The sequence below is a fragment of the Geodermatophilus sp. SYSU D00705 genome (assembly GCF_054050135.1).
Window position 1 is genome coordinate 1 of sequence record NZ_JBJGYT010000023.1, and the last position, 18,469, is coordinate 18,469.

Annotated in this window: 17 protein-coding genes and 1 pseudogene; 10 read left to right on the forward strand and 8 right to left on the reverse strand. The window is 72.7% G+C overall.

The window, feature by feature from the left end; all coding sequences use genetic code 11:
• The 3 genes and pseudogenes from ACI78Q_RS16785 to ACI78Q_RS16795 form a co-directional block, all read left to right on the forward strand.
• Positions 1-389: pseudogene (locus tag ACI78Q_RS16785) on the forward strand (hypothetical protein); the annotation flags it as partial.
• Positions 390-812: 423 nt separating this feature from the next.
• Positions 813-1,052, forward strand: a complete 240-nt coding sequence (locus tag ACI78Q_RS16790; RefSeq protein ID WP_456924554.1) for a hypothetical protein — start codon at positions 813-815, stop codon at positions 1,050-1,052.
• Between the two features lie 98 nt (positions 1,053-1,150).
• Positions 1,151-2,104, forward strand: coding sequence for a zinc metalloprotease HtpX (locus ACI78Q_RS16795; RefSeq protein ID WP_456924555.1), 954 nt, complete (start codon positions 1,151-1,153; stop codon positions 2,102-2,104).
• Positions 2,105-2,222: 118 nt separating this feature from the next.
• Here ACI78Q_RS16795 and ACI78Q_RS16800 read toward each other — a convergent pair whose 3' ends face one another.
• Entirely contained in the window at positions 2,223-3,287 is a 1,065-nt protein-coding gene (locus ACI78Q_RS16800; RefSeq protein ID WP_456924556.1) for a TerC family protein, read from the reverse strand.
• A gap of 186 nt (positions 3,288-3,473) precedes the next feature.
• On the opposite strand from ACI78Q_RS16800, the gene ACI78Q_RS16805 reads away from it, so the two are divergent.
• A complete protein-coding gene (locus ACI78Q_RS16805) occupies positions 3,474-3,782 on the forward strand; it encodes a helix-turn-helix transcriptional regulator (protein WP_456919127.1) in 309 nt (102 codons plus the stop codon).
• A gap of 149 nt (positions 3,783-3,931) precedes the next feature.
• Here ACI78Q_RS16805 and ACI78Q_RS16810 read toward each other — a convergent pair whose 3' ends face one another.
• Both ACI78Q_RS16810 and ACI78Q_RS16815 read right to left on the reverse strand, forming a co-directional pair.
• Positions 3,932-4,579: a hypothetical protein gene (locus tag ACI78Q_RS16810; RefSeq protein ID WP_456924557.1), complete on the reverse strand. Its 648-nt coding sequence runs from the start codon at positions 4,577-4,579 to the stop codon at positions 3,932-3,934.
• Between the two features lie 208 nt (positions 4,580-4,787).
• A complete protein-coding gene (locus ACI78Q_RS16815) occupies positions 4,788-5,327 on the reverse strand; it encodes a TetR/AcrR family transcriptional regulator (protein ID WP_456924558.1) in 540 nt (179 codons plus the stop codon).
• A 70-nt stretch (positions 5,328-5,397) separates the two neighbouring features.
• Here ACI78Q_RS16815 and ACI78Q_RS16820 point away from each other — a divergent pair, with 70 nt between their 5' ends.
• The 3 genes from ACI78Q_RS16820 to ACI78Q_RS16830 all read left to right on the forward strand — a co-directional run bounded on the left by ACI78Q_RS16820 (position 5,398) and on the right by ACI78Q_RS16830 (position 7,269).
• Complete coding sequence (locus ACI78Q_RS16820) at positions 5,398-6,063, forward strand: GAP family protein (protein WP_456924559.1); 666 nt, start codon at positions 5,398-5,400, stop codon at positions 6,061-6,063.
• 367 nt (positions 6,064-6,430) lie between these two features.
• A complete protein-coding gene (locus ACI78Q_RS16825) occupies positions 6,431-6,868 on the forward strand; it encodes an STAS domain-containing protein (protein ID WP_456924560.1) in 438 nt (145 codons plus the stop codon).
• 137 nt (positions 6,869-7,005) lie between these two features.
• A complete protein-coding gene (locus ACI78Q_RS16830; protein WP_456919132.1) occupies positions 7,006-7,269 on the forward strand; it encodes a hypothetical protein in 264 nt (87 codons plus the stop codon).
• A 194-nt stretch (positions 7,270-7,463) separates the two neighbouring features.
• Here the strand turns inward: ACI78Q_RS16830 and ACI78Q_RS16835 are convergent, their stop codons facing one another.
• From ACI78Q_RS16835 to ACI78Q_RS16855, 5 genes are all read right to left on the reverse strand, one after another.
• Entirely contained in the window at positions 7,464-8,540 is a 1,077-nt protein-coding gene (locus ACI78Q_RS16835; RefSeq protein ID WP_456924561.1) for an ABC transporter ATP-binding protein, read from the reverse strand.
• Positions 8,541-8,895: 355 nt separating this feature from the next.
• Positions 8,896-10,398: an arabinosylfuranosidase ArfA gene (gene arfA / locus ACI78Q_RS16840; protein WP_456924562.1), complete on the reverse strand. Its 1,503-nt coding sequence runs from the start codon at positions 10,396-10,398 to the stop codon at positions 8,896-8,898.
• Positions 10,398-11,432 carry an acetylxylan esterase gene (locus ACI78Q_RS16845; protein ID WP_456924563.1) on the reverse strand — a complete coding sequence of 345 codons (1,035 nt, stop codon included), beginning with the start codon at positions 11,430-11,432 and terminating at the stop codon, positions 10,398-10,400. The genes arfA and ACI78Q_RS16845 overlap by 1 nt, the downstream gene beginning before the upstream one ends.
• The gene (locus ACI78Q_RS16850) at positions 11,432-13,789 is read right to left on the reverse strand and encodes a beta-xylosidase/alpha-l-arabinosidase (protein WP_456924564.1); all 2,358 of its coding nucleotides are present in this window, start codon (positions 13,787-13,789) and stop codon (positions 11,432-11,434) included. The genes ACI78Q_RS16845 and ACI78Q_RS16850 overlap by 1 nt, the downstream gene beginning before the upstream one ends.
• Before the next feature lie 61 nt (positions 13,790-13,850).
• The gene (locus ACI78Q_RS16855; protein WP_456924565.1) at positions 13,851-15,026 is read right to left on the reverse strand and encodes an endo-1,4-beta-xylanase; all 1,176 of its coding nucleotides are present in this window, start codon (positions 15,024-15,026) and stop codon (positions 13,851-13,853) included.
• 231 nt (positions 15,027-15,257) lie between these two features.
• On the opposite strand from ACI78Q_RS16855, the gene ACI78Q_RS16860 reads away from it, so the two are divergent.
• From ACI78Q_RS16860 to ACI78Q_RS16870, 3 genes are all read left to right on the forward strand, one after another.
• Positions 15,258-16,520, forward strand: coding sequence for an extracellular solute-binding protein (locus ACI78Q_RS16860; protein ID WP_456924566.1), 1,263 nt, complete (start codon positions 15,258-15,260; stop codon positions 16,518-16,520).
• A 157-nt stretch (positions 16,521-16,677) separates the two neighbouring features.
• Positions 16,678-17,526, forward strand: a complete 849-nt coding sequence (locus tag ACI78Q_RS16865) for a carbohydrate ABC transporter permease (RefSeq protein ID WP_456924567.1) — start codon at positions 16,678-16,680, stop codon at positions 17,524-17,526.
• 37 nt (positions 17,527-17,563) lie between these two features.
• A complete protein-coding gene (locus ACI78Q_RS16870; protein ID WP_456924568.1) occupies positions 17,564-18,400 on the forward strand; it encodes a carbohydrate ABC transporter permease in 837 nt (278 codons plus the stop codon).
• Positions 18,401-18,469 lie beyond the last annotated feature (69 nt).

Sequence of the window (18,469 nt, forward strand, 5' to 3'; positions counted from 1 at the left end):
GCCAGCCCGCCGCCGCCGTCGCCGCGGCCCTGGACCGGACCTCGAGTGCCACGGGCGAGCTGACCCGCGACGAGGTCCTCGACAACATCACGCTGTACTGGCTGACGCGCACCGGGGTCTCCGCGTCGCGGCTGTACTGGGAGTACCGCGGCGGCTTCTTCGACGCCAAGGGCGTCACCATCCCGGTCGCCGTCAGCGTCTTCCCCGGCGAGCAGTACCAGGCCCCGCGCAGCTGGACCGAGCGCGCCTATCCCGGCCTGGTCCACTACAACCGGCTCGACCGCGGCGGGCACTTCGCCGCCTGGGAGCAGCCACGACTGTTCACCGAGGAGCTCCGCGCGGGCTTCCGGTCGCTGCGCAGACCCCCGGTCCCGGAACCGCGCCGTTGATCCAGCGCGCCGACCGTCGAGAGGACGCGCCGATGGCGTCGCGAACGTCGCCACGCCGGCTCAGCCTGGCAGGAGACCCGCTATCGGTTCACGACCGACGCGTCCTCGGCGTTCGCCACGACGTGGACCGCAGGCCCCGCGGCGGCGCCGTCGATGCCGACGTCGGAAGCGTGCAACTCTGCCTCGACGAGCCGATCCGCGCCCCGACCTCGACCAGCCGACCGGCCCGCCGATGGCCCACCTCGATCAGCTCCCCGTCGGTGTCCGGAGGCGTCCCCCTTCCGCAGGAGGGCAGGAGATCGATGGGAGCCCGCCGCGGGCCCAGCACGGGATGGCTCAGGGACTTCCGACTGGCCCGAGGGGCCGCCAACGGTGCGACGGTGGTGCCGACACCGCCAGGGGGAGCTTCGAGGAGGTGAGCGCGTGGAGGGCGCGCCCGTGTCCGTGGCGATCGTGGGCAGCCGCACGGAGGGGGAACTGATCGTCGGCTTGCTGCGCAGTCACGGTCTGAGAGCCGACATCGCAACCGACGATGCCGGAGGACAGTACCCACAGCTGCAACTGGAGGGCGTTCACGTGCTGGTTGCCGCCTCGGACGAAGCCGCGGCCCGTCAGCTGCTCTCGCCCGCCGCTGAGTCGACCGGGCCGGTCTCCAGCGGCTGAATCCGGTGGGTGGTGGCCGACACGGCCGCGCAGCGGTCGTGGACGCGCCCTGCCGCCGGACCTGCCGCTGCGGCCCGTGCCGGGCATAGCGTCGGTCAGTGCTCGATCCCGGGACGCTCCGCCGGCAGAGACTGCGCAACGTCACCCAGGCCGTCCTCCTGCTCGTCGGCTTGATCGGCACGGCCGGTGTGCTGGCCTGGGTGCTGCTCGGCCCGACAGGCCTGCTGTGGGCGCTCGTCATCGGCGTGCTCGTCGGTGCACTGCGGCCCCGGGTGCCGACGCGGACCCTGCTGTCGATGTACGGCGCGCTACCGGTGGGCCCCGGCACGGCTCCGAGACTGCTCCGGATCGTGCAGGAACTCTCGGAGCGGGCCGGGCTCGCGAGCACGCCGGCCCTCTACTACGTGCCGAGCAGGATCCCCAACGCCTTCGCGGTCGGGCGCGGAGACGACGCGGCGATCGCGGTCAGCGACGGGCTGCTGCGCATCCTCACCACCCGCGAGGTGGCCGCCGTCCTGGCACACGAGGTGAGCCACGTGCGGTCCGGCGACACCACGATCATGAGTCTGTCGGACACGGTGGGCCGTTTCGTCCAGGGCCTCTCCTACGTCGGCGTCCTGTCGATCTTCATCACGCTGCCGATGACGCTCGGTGGCGACCCGGAACTGCTCCTGCTCTCCCTGAGCCTGATCGCCCTGCCGACCGTCGTGACCCTGCTGCAGCTGGCACTCTCCCGGACCCGGGAGCACGACGCCGACCTCGAGGCGTCGACGCTGATCGGGGATCCGGAGGCCCTCGCCTCCGCCCTGGAGGCCCTCGAGCGCAGCGCCGGCCGGATCTGGGAGCGGCTGATGGTGCGGCGCGGCCGGGTGCCCGATCCCCTGCTGCTCCGGACCCATCCGCCGACGGCCGAGCGCGCCAGGCGCCTGCGCGAGCTCGTGCCGCACCGACCGCAGCGGGTGCTGGGGGACGACCGCCCGGCGGCACCACCCGTGGACGTCCCGACCGTCGTCGGACCGCCGAGGTTGCGCTTCCCAGGCGTGCGGTGGTGATCAGCCCCTGACCGACGGGATGGAGAGGGGGCCGTCGTCCCTGCCCCGGTGCGGATCGATGACACACGTGCCCGGCGGTCGTCCGTGACCCCGGCGACCGGGCGCAGCGCCGCCCGGGTCACGACTGCTTCCCGGCCTGCTGCTCGGCCGGCGTGTCGACTCGCAAGTCCCCCCGGGCGCCGCGGAACCGCAGCGGCTGCAGGGCAGCGAGTTCGTCCTCGGTGGCGGTCCGGAAGGGCGAGGTGGACGGCGCCTCGACGGCGCGTCGGCCCTGGCCGCGCGTGGCCCGGAGGCTCGCCGCGACGGAGACGCCGATGATGAGGCTGATGACCGCGAGGCTGACCGCGGTGGGCACGTAGAAGAGGTCCACCTTCAGCATCATCTTGACGCCCACCCAGATGAGGACGAGGGCCAGCCCGGTCTTCAGGTAGACGAAGCGGTGGATCAGGTCGGCGAGCAGGAAGTACATCGCCCGCAGGCCCAGGATGGCGAAGGCGTTGGCGGTGAAGACGAGGAACGGCTCGTCGGTGACGGCGAAGATCGCCGGGATCGAGTCGACGGCGAAGACCACGTCGGTGACCTCCACGAGGACCAGCACCGCCAGCAGCGGGGTCGCGAGCAGGGCACCGTCGCGCCGGATGACGAACCGTTGCCCGTGGTATGCGTCGGTCATCGGCACGTACCGGCGGAACAGCCGAAGCGCTCGCGACTTCTCCGGGTCCAGGTGCTCGTCGCGCTGACGGATCATCCGGTAGCCGGTCCACAGCAGGAACGCCGCGAACAGGTACAGCACCCAGCCGAAGCCGGCGATCAGCACCGACCCGCCGGCGATGAACAGCCCGCGGAAGACCAGGGCGCCCAGGACGCCGAAGAACAGCACGCGGTGCTGGTACTCCCGAGGCACCGCGAAGTAGGTGAAGATGATCGCCCAGACGAAGACGTTGTCCACGGCCAGCGACTTCTCGATCAGGTAGCCGGCGAAGTACTGCTGGCCGAACTCCGCGCCGTGCGCCCACCACACCCAGCCGCCGAAGGCCACCCCGAGCGCCACCCACACGGCCGACCACACCGCGGCCTCGCGCACGGCGATGACGTGCGCGCGGCGGTGGGCGAACAGGTCCACGGCCAGCATGCCGACGATCAGGGCGAGCACGGCCAGCCAGAGCCACAACGAGACGTCCACGAGCCATCCCTCCGGTCGATGTGCACCGACCGGAGGTCTCTCCCGGCGCCCCACCGGGACGCCCGCCCCGCCGAGCGCCGTTCGGCGCCGTACTGACGACGGAGCGTTGGGGGGTACTCCCCTCCGTGAGATAGAGTGAACCACACTTCACCTGTCGCCTGCCACCAGAACCCGTGAGGAAGTGCCGTGGCCGAGGGAGTCGAGGCGCCGCGCCGCCCGCCCTGGACGTTCCTGACCAACCACGGTCACGTGCTGCTGACAGTCGCGGCGGATCCGGACGCCCGCGTCAAGGACATCGCCGACCGCGTGGGTGTCACGCAGCGAGCGGCGCTGTCGATCCTGCGCGACTTGGAGGACGGCGGGTACCTGACGCGCAGCCGCCGCGGCCGGCGCACGCACTACGAGCTACGTCCGCACCAGCACTTCCGGCACCCCAGCACGGCCGCGCACGAGGTGGACGAACTGCTCGCCATCTTCGCCCCGGACGGCGGGTGAGGACTCCCCGTCCATCTCCGCCGACGTCGCTGGACAGCACGGCCGCTGTCGCTCGGGAGAGCACACCGTGAACATCCCTCGACATCGCCGTCGCCGGTCGCACGAGAGCACCGTTCCACGGCTGTACCGGCGCGATCGTCCGGAGCAGCTCAGGCCCGCGCAGCCGCCTTCCGTGACGCCAGGGCGGTGACCGCCACAGCCGCCAGGCCCGCCGCCGCGAGCGCTGCGAGCCCACGCTCGCCGGCACCCGACGTCGACACGGCGACGCCAAGCAACGCCCAGCCGGCCGCCAGGGTGAACCCCAACTGGCCGCCGAACAGGCGCGCCCCCGCGCAGGCGGTCAGCGCGGCACCGGCCACCAGCAACGCCCAGGCCACGGTGGCATCGCCCGGCAGCAGCGTGGCCGCGTTCAGCCACACCGCCGCCGCGCTCCAGCCGGTGTAGACGCCCAGGGTCCCGCCGAGCAGCACCCGTGTCAGGCGGTCGGCAGGTGTGCGCAGCACCGTCCACAAGCTCCACGCCAGCGCGCCGAGCATCACCAGGAACACCGGGAGCGTCAGGGCCGGCACCGTGGCGGCGGCGAGCAGCCAGACGACGAAGCCGACCTGGGCCACCGACACCGGTACCTGCACCGCCGTCCACGGCGCCCGGGTGGCCCGCAGCAACGGCAGCCCCCACAGCGCCGCGGCGACCGAGCCGAGGACGACCACGCCCCAGACGGCGAAGAACGGGCCGGGCGGCACGACGACCGGATCCGCCCCGCTCCCCTGGTCGAACCCGGCGACCAGCGGGCTCACTGCCTGCGCTGCTGCCGTGCCCAGCAGCAGCCAGCGTGCCCGACGACCGCGACCGGCCCGCACGGACGCGTCCACAGCCCCTCCCTCACCCCGCCGGTCCGGGAACCCGCTCCCCTCATCCTTCACGTCGGAGTGGGTGCGCAGATGCACGTGGTGCCCTGGGGCGGGGATGCGAGAGCCGACAGCACCGGGCCCCGGTCGGTGTGACTCAGCGCCGCCGCAGGGCGCCGAGCACGGTCTCGGTCACCAGCCGCTGGGCGTCGGCCGGCGCCACGCGGCCGGTGCGCAGGCCGTCCGCGGCTCCGACGATGAGCCAGGTGACCGCGACGACGGCCCAGTCCGCGGGGAGGTCCACGCGGAACTCGCCGGCCTCCTGGCCGCGGCGCACCAGCGCGCGCAGCCGGTCTTCGGCGCTGCGAGCCTGCTCCAGCAGCCGGTCCTCCACGACCTCCTCGAGCGGCTGCAGCGCCAGCAGGCCGTACCGGGGAGCCAGGGCGACGAGGTGTGCGAGCACCCGGCGAAGGGCCTCGGGCGCCGGCCCCCGCTCGGGCTCGGCCCGGTCCACGTCCCGGACGTAGGCGTCCAGGGCCCGCCGGGAGAGGTCGGCCACCAGTTCGGCCCGCGAGGGATACCGGCGGAACAGGGTCGCCCGGCTGACGCCGGCGGCGCGCGCCAGCTCATCCATCGTCGCTGCAGGACGGCGGGCCAACACGGCCGCGGCCGCCTCGGCGATCCCCTCTTCGCTCACCTGTCGATCCTCTCGTTGACACGATATCGTCTCATCTGAGACGCATTCGTCTCAGGGATGGGGATTCCTCGTGTCAGCAACTCTCGTCGCCGGGATCGCCGGCCTCGCGCTCCTCGACTCGCTCAACCCGGCGACCATCGTCGGGGTTGCGCTGATCCTGATCACCCCGCTGCCCCGGCCCGCCGTCGTCGCGCTGGCGTACGTCGCCGGCGCCTACCTCACGGTCCTCGCCGCCGGCGCCGGCGTCCTCCTCGGTGCCGGCGCGGTGGCCGGGCTGGTCACCGACGGGGTGGTCTGGGTCCGCCGGGCGGCGCTGGGCCTGGCCGCGCTCCTGCTGTTCGTCGCCGCGGTTCGCCGGCTGGGCACGGGACGCGGCCGGGAGGTGCGGCTGCCGTCCTGGTTCGGCCCGTGGACGGCCGCGCCCGTCGGCGTGATGGTCACCGCCGCGGACCTGCCCAACGCCTTCCCGTACCTGATCGCGATCGAGCGACTGCTGGCAGCCGACGTCGCCACCACCCCGGCGCTGACCACCCTCGCCGCTTACGCGTTCATCTACTGCCTGCCGTGCCTGGTCCTGCTCACGGTCGGAGTGGCCTGCGGCGAGAGGGTCCGGACGCGTCTGCGTGCCGTGCAGGAGCACCTGGGCCGTAGCAGGCCCGAGGGCCGCAACACCACTCAGGCCGCCCTGCTGGCGCTGTCTGCAGCCGGGGTCGGCAGCATCGCCGTCCTGGCGTGAGCCCCGCCGGGGTGGGCCGCGGGCCGGCCGGCGTGCGTCCCAGCAACGTGCGCGCGACGAGATGGCCGCAGGCACCCGTGGAAGCTGCGCCGGCGTGCGGTACGTCGTCTCCTGGTCGCTGACGGGAGTCGAGCGCCTGCAGGTGGTGTCGCAGCAGCCGTGCGTCCCGTCTCGGGCAGGCACCCACAGTCGGTGAGCACCGTCTGGCGGTGGCCGACATCCTCAGAGCAGGCTGATCCAGTCGCCGGTCGCCCGGACCGGGGTTAGCGTGGGTGACCGGTCCAACAACGGAGCCGCCTGCAGCAGCAGGACCTTCGGCGGTCGACGCTCGGCCGCCGACGCCACGCGCTCACCACCGAGGTGATGCGTGACCGCCGAATCTGCCTGCGCCGCGGGAGCCGCCGATGGGCGGGACCCGTCGTTCACCGTCGATCTCGACCTCATCGGCGGACGCCTGAAGTTGACCGGACCGCTGGAGCGGGACACCACCCACCTCTTCCACGACGCGGTCGTGACCCTGCTCGTCTGCGACCGCCCCCGGTGGACGGTCGACCTCAGCGAGCTGACCGCGTGCGGGCGCACGGGGGCGCATGTGATCACCGGCGCCCGCCGGTGGGCCCAGCGGCAGAACCGCCGCATGATGCTGGTCGGAACGCCGTTGTGGCTGCAGCGGGAGCTGGCCCGGCTCCAACTGCACCACGGTCCGGTTCCTGACGTCCCGGGCGTGGTCACTGCTGCAGGCGTGGCCACCGCCGATGCGGCACCCACCGCCGCCGAGCGAGCCCGGCCCCTCGAGCGACCGTGAGCCGCGAGCGGAGGTGTCCGCCGAGGGCGTGCAGCTGGGGATGCGGTGACCGGGCCGCACGAGGTGGGATCAGCCTCGGCCACCCGGGTGCCGCCGAGCCGGAGCCGGCGCCGCACCGCCGATCCTGGCGGCGGGCCATGAGAGCCGGCACCGGCGGCGCCGAGCACGGGCAGGCGCAGTGGACTGTCGGCGCCGACGCGGTCGTGCCCCGACGGTGGGAGGACGAGTGGGTGGACATGCCCACCGGCCGGTTGCACGCCGTCGGCGGGAACGGGCTCATCACCGGCCGAGCCCTCTGCCTTGCCCCGGTGACACTCCTCGATCCCGCTGACTGGGCGTGGCCCGACGACGGCACCGAGGAGTGGCCACCCTGCCGGAGCTGCGTGGCGATGACCTGCTGACTCGCGCAGCCACGGTCGGCTCCAGCAGCTCGTCCGGCACCCGTCACGGGGGCGGGCCCGTCCCTCGTCATCGGTAGCGGCGCCGCCCGTCTCCGCTGGCGGTCGCCTCCCCGAGCGGTCAGGGCCGGCGCCGCCGGGGGCCGGGCACCTCGGACGGGTCCAGGGGCGCCCCGCCGCGCCGCTCATCGCCCCGGTCAGTCGCCCAGCCGGCTCCCGTCGCCGACGTCGAAGAGGTGGACGTGGCCGCGCCGGGGGGTCACGTGCAGGACCTCCCCCTTCTGCGGAGGCCGGCGTCCGTCGACGCGGGCGGTGATCTGGTGCTCCCCGTCCCCGAGCCGAGTCCGGCCGTAGACGTACGCGTCGGCGCCGAGCTCCTCCACGACGTCGACCTCGACCGGCAGGCCGTGGTCGGCGACCTCCAGGTCCTCCGGGCGCACGCCGAGGACGACGGAGGACGCGGAGGCCTCCTGGAGGACGTCGCGGGCCACCGGGTAGAGGTCGTCGCCGAAGCGGACGCCGCCCTCCACCTGCGGCAGGGTGAACAGGTTCATCGCCGGGGAGCCGATGAAGCCGGCCACGAAGACGTTGCGCGGCCGGTCGTAGAGCTCCCGGGGCTTGCCCACCTGCATGAGGTTGCCGTCCTTGAGGACGCAGACCCGGTCGCCCATCGTCATGGCCTCGACCTGGTCGTGCGTGACGTACACCGTGGTGATCCCCAGCCGGCGCTGCAGCTGGGCGATCTGGGTGCGCGTCTGCACGCGGAGCTTGGCGTCGAGGTTGGACAGCGGCTCGTCCATGAGGAACACCTGCGGCTTGCGGACGATCGCCCGGCCCATCGCCACCCGCTGCCGCTGACCACCGGAGAGCGCCCGCGGCCGCCGGTTCAGGTACTCCTCCAGGTCGAGCAGGCGGGCCGCCTGCCGGACCCGCTCGGCGATCTCCTGCTTGCCGACCTTGGCCATCTTCAGCGCGAAAGCCATGTTGTCCGCGACGGTCATGTGCGGGTACAGGGCGTAGTTCTGGAAGACCATGGCGATGTCGCGGTCCTTGGCCGGCACGGTGCTCACGTCCCGGTCACCGATCAGGATGCGCCCGCCGTCGACGTCCTCCAGGCCGGCGAGCATGCGGAGGGACGTGGACTTGCCGCAGCCCGACGGGCCCACGAGGACCAGGAACTCGCCGTCCTCCACGGTGAGGTCGAGCGCGTCGACTGCTGGCCGCTGCGCGCCGGGGTAGACCCGTGTCGCCTGGTCGTAGGTGACCGATGCCATGTCCTGCTCCTCATCTGCTCCCCCGGCGGCGTCGCCGGGGTCTGGTGTTGTCCGGTGGTGGTGCAGCCGCGCGCTGCGGCGGGTGGATCAGGTGCGTTCGGCGGTGGGGTCGCGCACCTCGGCGTAGCGCCGCCGCACGTGCACGGGCGGATCGGCCTCGTGGACCTCGGTCCCGGCGGCGCGCCACGGCAGCGGCGCCGCGCCGCCTCCAGGAGGCGGGGTCGACCTCGGTGCCCTCGGGGTGCGGCGCCCGGCCCTCGCGGACCAGCGCGCCGCTGCCGGCGTCCCGGACGACATGTGGGTTCCTCTCGCGAGCGGTACGGCTGGTGGCCGGGGTCGGTGGTCGATCTGGCGGTCAGCGGAGGGAGACGGCCGTCCAGGAGACGGGCGGCAGGGTCACCCCGAGCGTGCTGCCGACCACCGCTGCCCGGGTGTTGGGCTGCAAGCGGACCCGGTCCTGCCGGTCGGTCGTGTTGGCCGCGTGTGGGTCCGGGTCGCAGAGCATCAGCGTCTCCTCGATGGTGCTCACGCCCAGCGCCGTGAGGTCGACGGAGACCTCCGCCTCCTCCGTCTGCGAGCGGTTCACGAGGAACAGCGCGGCCACGCCGGCATCGGTGGTGGCGGCAGCGTCGACGACGGGGACCCGGCCGTACTCGGCGGTGTCGTAGTCAGGGCCGTCGACGCCCACCCGGAGGGCGACGCCGCGCGCCAGCCGGGCGGTGGTCGCGAACGGGAAGAACGTCGACTTGCGCCACGCCGGCCCCTGCGGCTCCGCCGCGATCGGGGCGATGACGTTGACCAGCTGGGCGATCGAGGCGCTGGTCACCCGGTCCGCGTGGCGGAGCAGCGACATCAGGAGACTGCCCACGACGACGCCGTCCGCCACGGTGTAGGCCTCCTCGCTGATGGGTGGCGCGATGGGCCAGTCGCCGATGTCCTTCGCCAGGTCGGCCGGCACCCGGGACAGGTACCAGACGTTCCACTCGTCGAAGGAGACGTTGATCGTCTTCGGGCTCCTCCGCACGGCCTTCACGTGGTCGGCGGTGGCGACGACCGTCTCGATGAAGCGGTCCATGTCCGTCGCGGAGGCGAGGAAGGAACCGAGGTCGCCGTCCTTCTCCTCGTAGTACGCGTGGCAGGAGATGAAGTCCACGTCGTCGTAGGCGTGGGTGAGGACGGCGCGCTCCCACTCGCCGAAGGTCGGCATGGTCGCGCCCGACGAGCCGCAGGCGACGAGCTCGAGGCCGGGATCGACCTGACGCATGGCCTTCGCGGTGCGGGCGGCCAGCTTGCCGTAGTCGTCCGCGGACCGCTGGCCGAGCTGCCACGGACCGTCCATCTCGTTCCCGAGGCACCACATCCGGACGTCGAACGGCTGCGGACGCCCGTTGCGGATCCGCTGTTCGGCGAGCGTGGTGCCGGCAGGCACGTTCGCGTACTCGAGCAGGTCCAGCGCCTCGAGCGTGCCGCGGGTGCCGAGGTTCAGAGCGAGCATGAGCTCGGCGCCGACCTTCTCCAGCCACGAGGCGAACTCGTGCAGACCGACCTCGTTGGTCTCCGTGCTGTGCCACGCGAGGTTGAGCCGGACGGGGCGGTTCTCACGGGGCCCGACGCCGTCCTCCCACCGGAACCCGGAGACGAAGTTCCCGCCGGGATACCGGACCGTCGTCACCCCCATCTCCTTGACGAGGTCGATCACGTCCCGGCGGAAGCCCTCCTCGTCCGCCTCCGGGTGCCCCGGCTCGTGGATGCCGCCGTAGACGCCGCGTCCCATGTGCTCGACGAAGGCGCCGAAGAGCCGACGGGACACCGGGCCCACCGGTCGGGCCGGGTCGACGGTGAGGCGTGCGCGCAGCATCAGACGCCCCGCCCCCGCGGTGCGGACCGCTCGCCGAACGCGGGCTGCCGGGCAGTGGGCACCTCGAGCCGGCTGCGGAGCCAGGCCAGCTGCGCACGCTGCTGGAAGCCCTGACCGCCCTCGTGGTCGTTGAACGGGTAGACCTCGATCTGCTTGGGCCCGCCGTAGGAGTGGTACGCCGCGAAGACCGTCGACGGCGGGCAGGTCTCGTCCATGAGGGCGACGGAGAACAGTGCCGGCGCGGACGACCGGCGGCCCAGCACCGCGCCGTCGAAGTAGGCGAGCGTCCGGAAGACGCGGTCCACGCGGTCGCGGTGGGCCTTGAGGTACCGCACGATCTCGCCGTACGGGTCTCCGGGAGCGATGCGCGCGGCCCTCGGGAAGTCGCAGAGGAACGGCACGTCGGGCATGACCGCCCGCACTCCGGGGACGAGGGCCGAGACGGCCAGCGCGATGCCGCCGCCCTGGCTGATGCCGGTCACCGCGACGCGGTCGCCGTCGACCTCGGCGTGGCCGCGCAACATCTCGACGGCCCTCGCGGCGTCGGTGTAGACGCGGCGGTAGTAGTAGTCGTCCGGCGACAGCACGCCCCGAGTCATGAATCCCGGCTGGGCGGCCGCGGAGCCCACCGGGTCGCCGGTGTCCCCCACGGACCAGCCGCTCCCCTGCCCGCGCGTGTCCACCACGAGGTGGGCGAAGCCCGCCGACGCCCAGAACACGTGCTCGTGGGGCAGCCCGCGCCCGCCGTTGTAGCCCTGGAACTGGACGACCCCGGGCAGCGCTCCGTTCCCGCGCAGTGCGCGCGCGGGCAGGTGCAGCCAGGCGCGGACCTCGGACCCGGCGGAGCCGGCGAAGGACACGTCGTGGGTCTCGACCGTCACGAGCCCGCTGTCGACCGGAGTGCACGACACGTCGAGCGGCCGCTCGGCCGCCTCGTCCAGGGTCGCCTCCCAGAACTGCCAGAGGTCGTCCGGTGCGGGGAGCTCCGGGCGGTAGCGCCGGAGCTCCTCCAGCGGGAGGTCGGTCTGCGGCATCAGCCGTCGCCCCCGCCGCCGCGAACCCCGTCCTCGACGACGCTCTCGGCGTGCAGCCGGCGCTCGAACCCGACCGTGCGGCGGCTGCCCGTGAGCGTGAACCGCAGGGTCTCCCGCACGTCGGCGCTGGAGGCACCCACCCGCAGTTCCACCGCACCCGGCTCGACGATCCGCCTGCCGTCCCGCCCGGTGAAGGAGGTGAGGTCGGCGTGCAGGCTGAACCGGACGGTCGCCGCCGACCGCGGCGCGAGATCGACCCGCCGGGCGGCCAGGAGGGCCTGCACGGGCCGGACCACCTCGGCGACGGGATCGTGCAGGTAGACCTGCACGACCTCGGTCACCTCGCGGTCGGTGTCGTTGCGGAGCTCGACCTCCAGCTCGCTGGTCCCGTCGGTGTCCCACTCCGATCCGGTGACCGCTCGGACCCCTGCCCAGGTCGCCGAGCCGTATCCCAGCCCGTGCCCGAAGGAGAAGAGCGGGGTCGGGTCCACCGTGCTCACGTCGGTGCGCCGGCCCAGGGGCGCCGCGAGGTAGGTCGCCGGCTGGCTGCTCTCCGCGCGCGGGAAGCTCACCGGCAGCCGGCCCGACGGGGCCACCCGCCCGCTGAGGACGTCCGCCATCGCCGGACCGCCCTCCTCACCCGGGAAGAACCCGCACACCACCGCGGCGAGCCGGTCGACCTGGCGGGACAGCTCGTAGGGGCGGCCGGCGAGCAGGACGAGCACGACAGGTCTCCCGGTCGCCAGCAGGGCCTCCAGCAGCTCCTCCTGGCGGCCGGGGAGGCGGAGGTCGACGGCGTCGCAGCCCTCCCCGGAGGTGCCGTTGCCGAACAGGCCGGCCTGGTCACCGAGGACGGCGACGCACACGTCGGCGTCGGCCGCGGCGCGCACGGCGGCCTGGATGCCCTCGTCGTCGCCACCCAGCACCGGGCAGCCCTCGGCGACCTGGACCTCGTAGGCGGCCGGATCCGCCCGCAGCGCGTCGGCGAGCGTCGGGATGTCGACGCCCACAGGCACGTCCGGGTGGTGCACGCCGACGTGCATCGGGAACGAGTAGCAGCCGAGCATGGCCTGGGCGGTGTCGGCGCGGGGACCCACCACCGCCAGCCGCAGCCCGGGCCGCAGGGGCAGCGTGCCGTCGTTGGCGAGCAGCACGACGGAGCGGCGGGCGAGCTCCGCCGCGACGGCACGGGACTCCGCCGAGTCGAGGTCGACCTCGCCGTCGAGGACGGCCGGCGAGTCCGGCGACCAGTCGGCGTCGAGCAGACCGAGCTCGCACTTCTGCAGCAGCACCCGGCGCAGCGCCCGGTCCACCAGGCCCTCGTCCACCGCCCCACTGCGCACCGCCTCGACCAGCGGCTCGCCGTAGCAGGCCACGGTCGGCAGCTCCACGTCGATGCCCGCCTCCAGGGCACGCCCGGCCGCCTCCCCCGGGGACGCGGCGACGCCGTGCAGGGTCTGCAGGAAGGCGATCGAGAAGTAGTCGGCGACCACGGTGCCGGTGAACCCGTAGGTCTCCCGCAGCAGCGTCGTGAGGAGCGCCGGATCCGCGGCCGCGGGCACGCCGTCGATGTCGGTGTAGGAGTTCATCACCGACCGGGCACCCGCCCGCAGCGCCATCTCGAACGGCGGGAGGAGCACGTCGGCGATCTCCCGGGGGCCGGCGGAGACCGGGGCGAGGTTCCGCCCCGCCCGGGAGGCGGAGTAGCCGACGAAGTGCTTCAGGGTCGCCACGATGCCGCTCGACTGCAGACCGCGGACGTAGGCGCTGCCGATGGTGCCCACCAGGTACGGGTCCTCGCCCATGGTCTCCTCGACCCGTCCCCAGCGCAGGTCCCGGGCGACGTCCAGGACCGGGGCGAGCCCCTGGTGGACGCCGAGCCGGCGCATGCCCTGCCCGATGACCGCGCCCATCCGCTCGACGAGGTCCGGGTCGAAGCCGGCCGCCCAGCACAGCGGCGAGGGGAAGGCGGTCGCCGTCCACGCCGCGAGGCCGGTCAGGCACTCCTCGTGCACCAGCGCCGGGATCCCGAAGCGGCCGGCCGCCACGATGGCCCGCTGGCTCTCCGCCAGACCCTTCGCGCCCAGCAGCGGATCGACGGGAGCCGTCCCGAACGGGCGGGTCAGCTGTCCGAGCCCGCTGCGGATCAGCTCGTCCCAGTCCACCGGCGCCGCGGCCATCTCGTGCTGGTGCGGGGCGACCTCGCCCGCAGTCGCATCGATGCCCACCCAGACGCCGTACAGCTGGGCGACCTTCTCCTCGAGTGTCATGCGCCGGATGAGGTCCGCCACCCTGTCCTGGGCGGGGATGGTCGTGTCCCGCCAGGGCGCGGAGCCGAGGTCGTCGTTGGTGCCCATGCTGTTCGGAAGTCCGTCCTGTGTCGTTCGTTGTCGGTTGCGGCCTGGGCGGGTGCGGCGGTCAGACCAGGGTGACCTCCGACAGCGGCACGTCCGGCCGCAACTCCCAGGACACGGAGCGGTCCCCGACCGACACCGTGTAGTCCCCGGGCCAGCCGCGCACGGCGACCCGGCCCTCGCCGTCGGTCCGCAGCCGGGTCGGCGCCTGCCACCACTCGCCCTTGACGAGGCCCCGGAGCGCGTCGTAGGCCGGCTTGGGGCTGCCGTCGGCGCGCACCAGCCCCGCGGGGGCGCCGAGCCACGACCCCCGGTCGGTGATCCCCCAGTACGTCACGGCCTGGACCGAGGGGTGCGAGAGCAGCGTCCGGTAGTGGCGGACGATGTCGTCGGCCTGCCGCTCCTCGCCCTCCGGCGTGGAAGGCCACTCGTCGACCTGGTGGTCGTTCAGGTCCACGATCTCCGGTGGCATCAGGTCCCCGGACACCAGAGTCGTCTCGGTCCAGTGCAGCGGGAGGCCGTAACGGGCGAACCGCTCCAGGACCTCCTGGGTCCGCTCCTCGCCCCAGTAGCCCTGGTGCATGTGGCTCTGCAGGCCGATCGCGTCGACCTGCACGCCGGCCTCGAGCACTCCCTCGATCAGGCACTCGTACGCCGTCGACAGGTTGAAGTCGTTGAGCACCAGGGTCGTCGCGGGGTCCGCCCGGCGTGCCTCCTCGAAGGCCAGGCGGATCGTCGGGATGCGACCGATGCGACGGCACAGCCGGGTGACGGCGTTCTGCCGGTCCTCGTTGGCGAAGACCGGCATGATGACGACCTCGTTGATCGCGTCCCAGGTGTCGACGAGCCCCGCGAAGGACGTGACCTCCCGCCGGACCCGGGCCCGCACGATCTCCTCGACCTCCTGGTCGGGGTACTCCCGCAACCAGTCCGGGGCGAGCGTGTGCCAGACCAGCGGGTGACCCTTGACGGACACGCCCCGCTCGCGGAACCACGCGGCGGCGGCCTGCAGGCGGCGGGTGTCGGGTTGCCCCTCCAGCGGCTCGAACCCGGCCCAGTAGAACGGGAGGGTCGCGGTGTTGAACAGGTCGAGCCACAGGTCCTCGAGCCGCTCGGCCGCCTCCGGGTCGGCTCCGCCGAAGACGTTCTCGCGGGACCCGCCCCGCTCGTCGTTGGCCAGTCCCACGAAGTCGAAGCCGATGTTGCCGAAGGCGAAGTCGTGCCGGACCTGCTGGACCACCACGTCCCTGTCGGCGCAGGGCGAGCCGTCGGCGGAACGTACGACCAACGTGGCTCCGGTGCACCGGACGGCGTCGACAGCTGTGGAGCAGGTCACTCCGAAATCGTTATCGACAACGATTGACAGCGCAAGCCCTTGCTGCCACCTTCGTGAAATGTGTTCCACGCCACCACGGCGTGCGGAAGGACGAAGGGGTCAGACATGCGGCGTTCGGGGCGAGCAGCTCTCTCGGTGCTGTGCAGCAGCGCGGTGCTGCTGACGGCCACTGCCTGCGGCGGTGGCGACAGCAGCGCCTCGGGGGGCGACGACAACACGATCACCTGGTGGCACAACTCGAACAACGAACCGGGCAAGGGCTACTACGAGCAGGTGGCCGCGGACTTCGAGGCCGCCAACCCGGGCGTGGAGGTCGAGGTCGTCGCCATGGCGCACGAGGACATGGTCGACAAGCTCGAGGCCGCCTTCCAGAGCGGTGACGTGCCGGACGTCTACATGGAGCGCGGCGGCGGTGAGCTCGCCGACCGCGTGGAGGCCGGCCTGGTTCGCGACCTGTCCGAGGACGCGGCGGAGGAGATCGACAAGATCGGCGGCTCCGTGGCCGGCTGGCAGGTCGAGGACCAGACCTACGCGCTGCCGTTCTCCGTCGGCGTCGTGGGCTTCTGGTACAACACCGAGCTCTTCCAGCAGGCGGGCATCACGGCGCCCCCGACCACGATGGCGGAGCTGGCCTCCGCCATCGACACACTGAAGGGCGCCGGCATCACGCCGATCTCGCTCGGCGCGGGCGACAAGTGGCCCGCCGCCCACTACTGGTACTACGCGGCGGTGCGCTCGTGCTCCGAGGACGTGCTGACCGACGCGGTCACCAGCCTCGACTTCTCCGACCCGTGCTTCGTCCAGGCGGGCGAGGAGGTCCAGTCGCTGATCGACACCGAACCCTTCAACCCCGGCTTCCTGACGACGCCGGCGCAGGAGGGTGCCACGTCGGCCTCCGGCCTGCTCGCGACCGGACAGGTCGCGATGGAGCTGACGGGCCACTGGGAGCCCGGCGTCATGCAGGGCCTCACCGAGGACGGCCAGGGCCTCGGCGCCAAGACCGGCTGGTTCCCGTTCCCGGCGATCGAGGGCGGCGAGGGTGACCCCGAGGCCCAGCTCGGTGGTGGCGACGCGTGGGCCGTCGCGCAGGAGGCTCCGGATGAGGCGGTCGACCTCGTGAAGCACCTGCTCTCCGACGAGGTGCAGCAGGGCTTCGCCGAGAACGACATGGGTCTCCCGACGAACCCCGCCGCTTCGGGCTCCGTCTCCGACCCGGCGCTCGCCCAGCTGCTCGAGGTCCGCGACGCGGCGCCGTACGTCCAGCTGTACTTCGACACCGCGTTCGGGGCGTCCGTCGGTGGTGCGATGAACGACGCCATCGCGCTGCTCTTCGCCGGTCAGGCGACGCCGCAGGAGATCGTGGACCAGACCCAGCAGGCCGCCGAGCAGGAGGGGTGATCCGAGGATGACCTCCCAGGGCGCCGTGACGGCGGCGGACCCGGAGGCAGCGGTCGCCCGGCGCGCGGAGGCGCGCCGGGCGACCGGCCGTTCGGTTCGTGCGACCGGGAGCCCCGGTCGTGACAGGGGCCGGAAGCGCCTGGAGATCCTCTTCTTCGTGGCGCCGGCCCTGACGCTGATGGCGGTCTTCGTCGTCTACCCGGTCTTCTCCGCCGCCCGGATGTCGTTCTTCCGCTGGAAGGGCTTCGGCCCGATGGTGGACTTCGTCGGGTTGCAGAACTACGTCCGTGTGCTGACCGACGACGTCTTCACCGACGCCGTGGTGCACAACTTCGTCATCGTCTTCGCCTCGATCCTCGTGCAGCTGCCGCTGGGACTGGCGCTGGCACTGCTGCTCAACCGCCGCATCCGGGGACGGGGGCTGCTGCGGACGATCATCTTCGTCCCGTACGTCCTCGCCGAGGTGATCGCCGGCGTCGTGTGGTTCCAGCTGCTGCAGCCACGGACCGGACTCCTCGAGACCATGCTGACGTCGGTCGGGATCCCGGTCCCCGAGCAGGGCTTCCTCGGCACCCCCGACGTCGCCCTCGCCACGGTCTTCGTCGTCCTCACCTGGAAGTACCTGGGCCTGGCGGTGCTGCTCTTCCTCGCCGGGCTGCAGGGCGTCCCCGACGAGCTGCACGAGGCGGCGCAGCTCGACGGCGCCTCGTGGTGGCAGGTCCAGCGCCGCATCGCGATCCCGCTGCTGGCGCCCACGATCCGGACGTGGTGCTTCCTGTCCATGATCGGTTCGCTGCAGCTGTTCGACATGGTCTGGATCCTGACCGGCGGCGGGCCGGCGAACGCGACGACCACGATGGCGACCTACCTGATCAGCCAGGGCACCCAGCGCAGCAACTTCGGCATCGCCGGTGCGGCGTCGGTCGTGCTGTTCCTGATCGGCTTCGCGCTGGCCGTCGCGTACCAGTTCCTGGTGCTGCGTCGCGACACCAAGGCCGACACGTGAACCCGGTGGACCGGGCACCCGAGAGGAGATCCTGGTGATGGCGCGACGGGCAACGACGTACGGGCGGGGTGGCCCGCTCGTCTACCTGGTGGCGCTGGCGGTCGTGGCGCTCACGCTCGGGCCGGTGCTCTACGGCGCGCTCGGCGGCTTCCGCAGCAACGAGCAACTGGCGCGTGACCCCGCCGCGCTCCCCGACCCGTGGCTGCTGCGGAACTACGGGGGCGTCCTCAGCAACCCGGACTTCTGGCGCTACGCGTTGAACTCGACGGTGATCGCCCTCATCACCACGGCGGTGGCCGTGCTCGCGGGCGTGATGGCCGCGTACCCGTTGGCGCGCTACCAGTTCAGGTTCCGGGAACCGCTGTTCCTGGTGTTCGTCCTGGGACTGCTCTTCCCGGCCGCCGTGGCCATCGTCCCGCTGTTCATCCTCGTGACGCGCGACCTGCAGCTCGGCGACACCTGGTGGGGGGTCGCGCTGCCGCAGGCGGCGTTCGCGCTGCCGACGACGGTCGTGATCCTGCGGCCCTTCCTGATGGCGCTGCCGAAGGAGGTCGAGGAGGCAGCCATGATCGACGGCGCCTCCAGGATCGGCATCTTCTGGCGGATCGCGCTGCCCCTGTCGATGCCCGGGCTGGTCACGGTCGGCGTCCTCGCCTTCGTCGCCTCCTGGAACGCCTACCTCCTCCCGCTGCTCCTCCTCCAGGGTGAGATGCGCACGCTCCCGCTGGGCGTGGCGGACTACTCGACCGAGCACTCGGCCGACACCGCGGGAGTGCTGGCGTTCACGACCATCGCGATGATCCCCGCGCTCATGCTGTTCCTCGCCATGCAGCGGCGCATAGTCAGCGGGCTCCAGGGGGCGGTCAAGGGCTGAGCCGGACTCCCGCGCCCGGAGCCGAGCGGACCGGCTTCAGCCCGGACCCCTTGTCGTCGATGTCCTGGA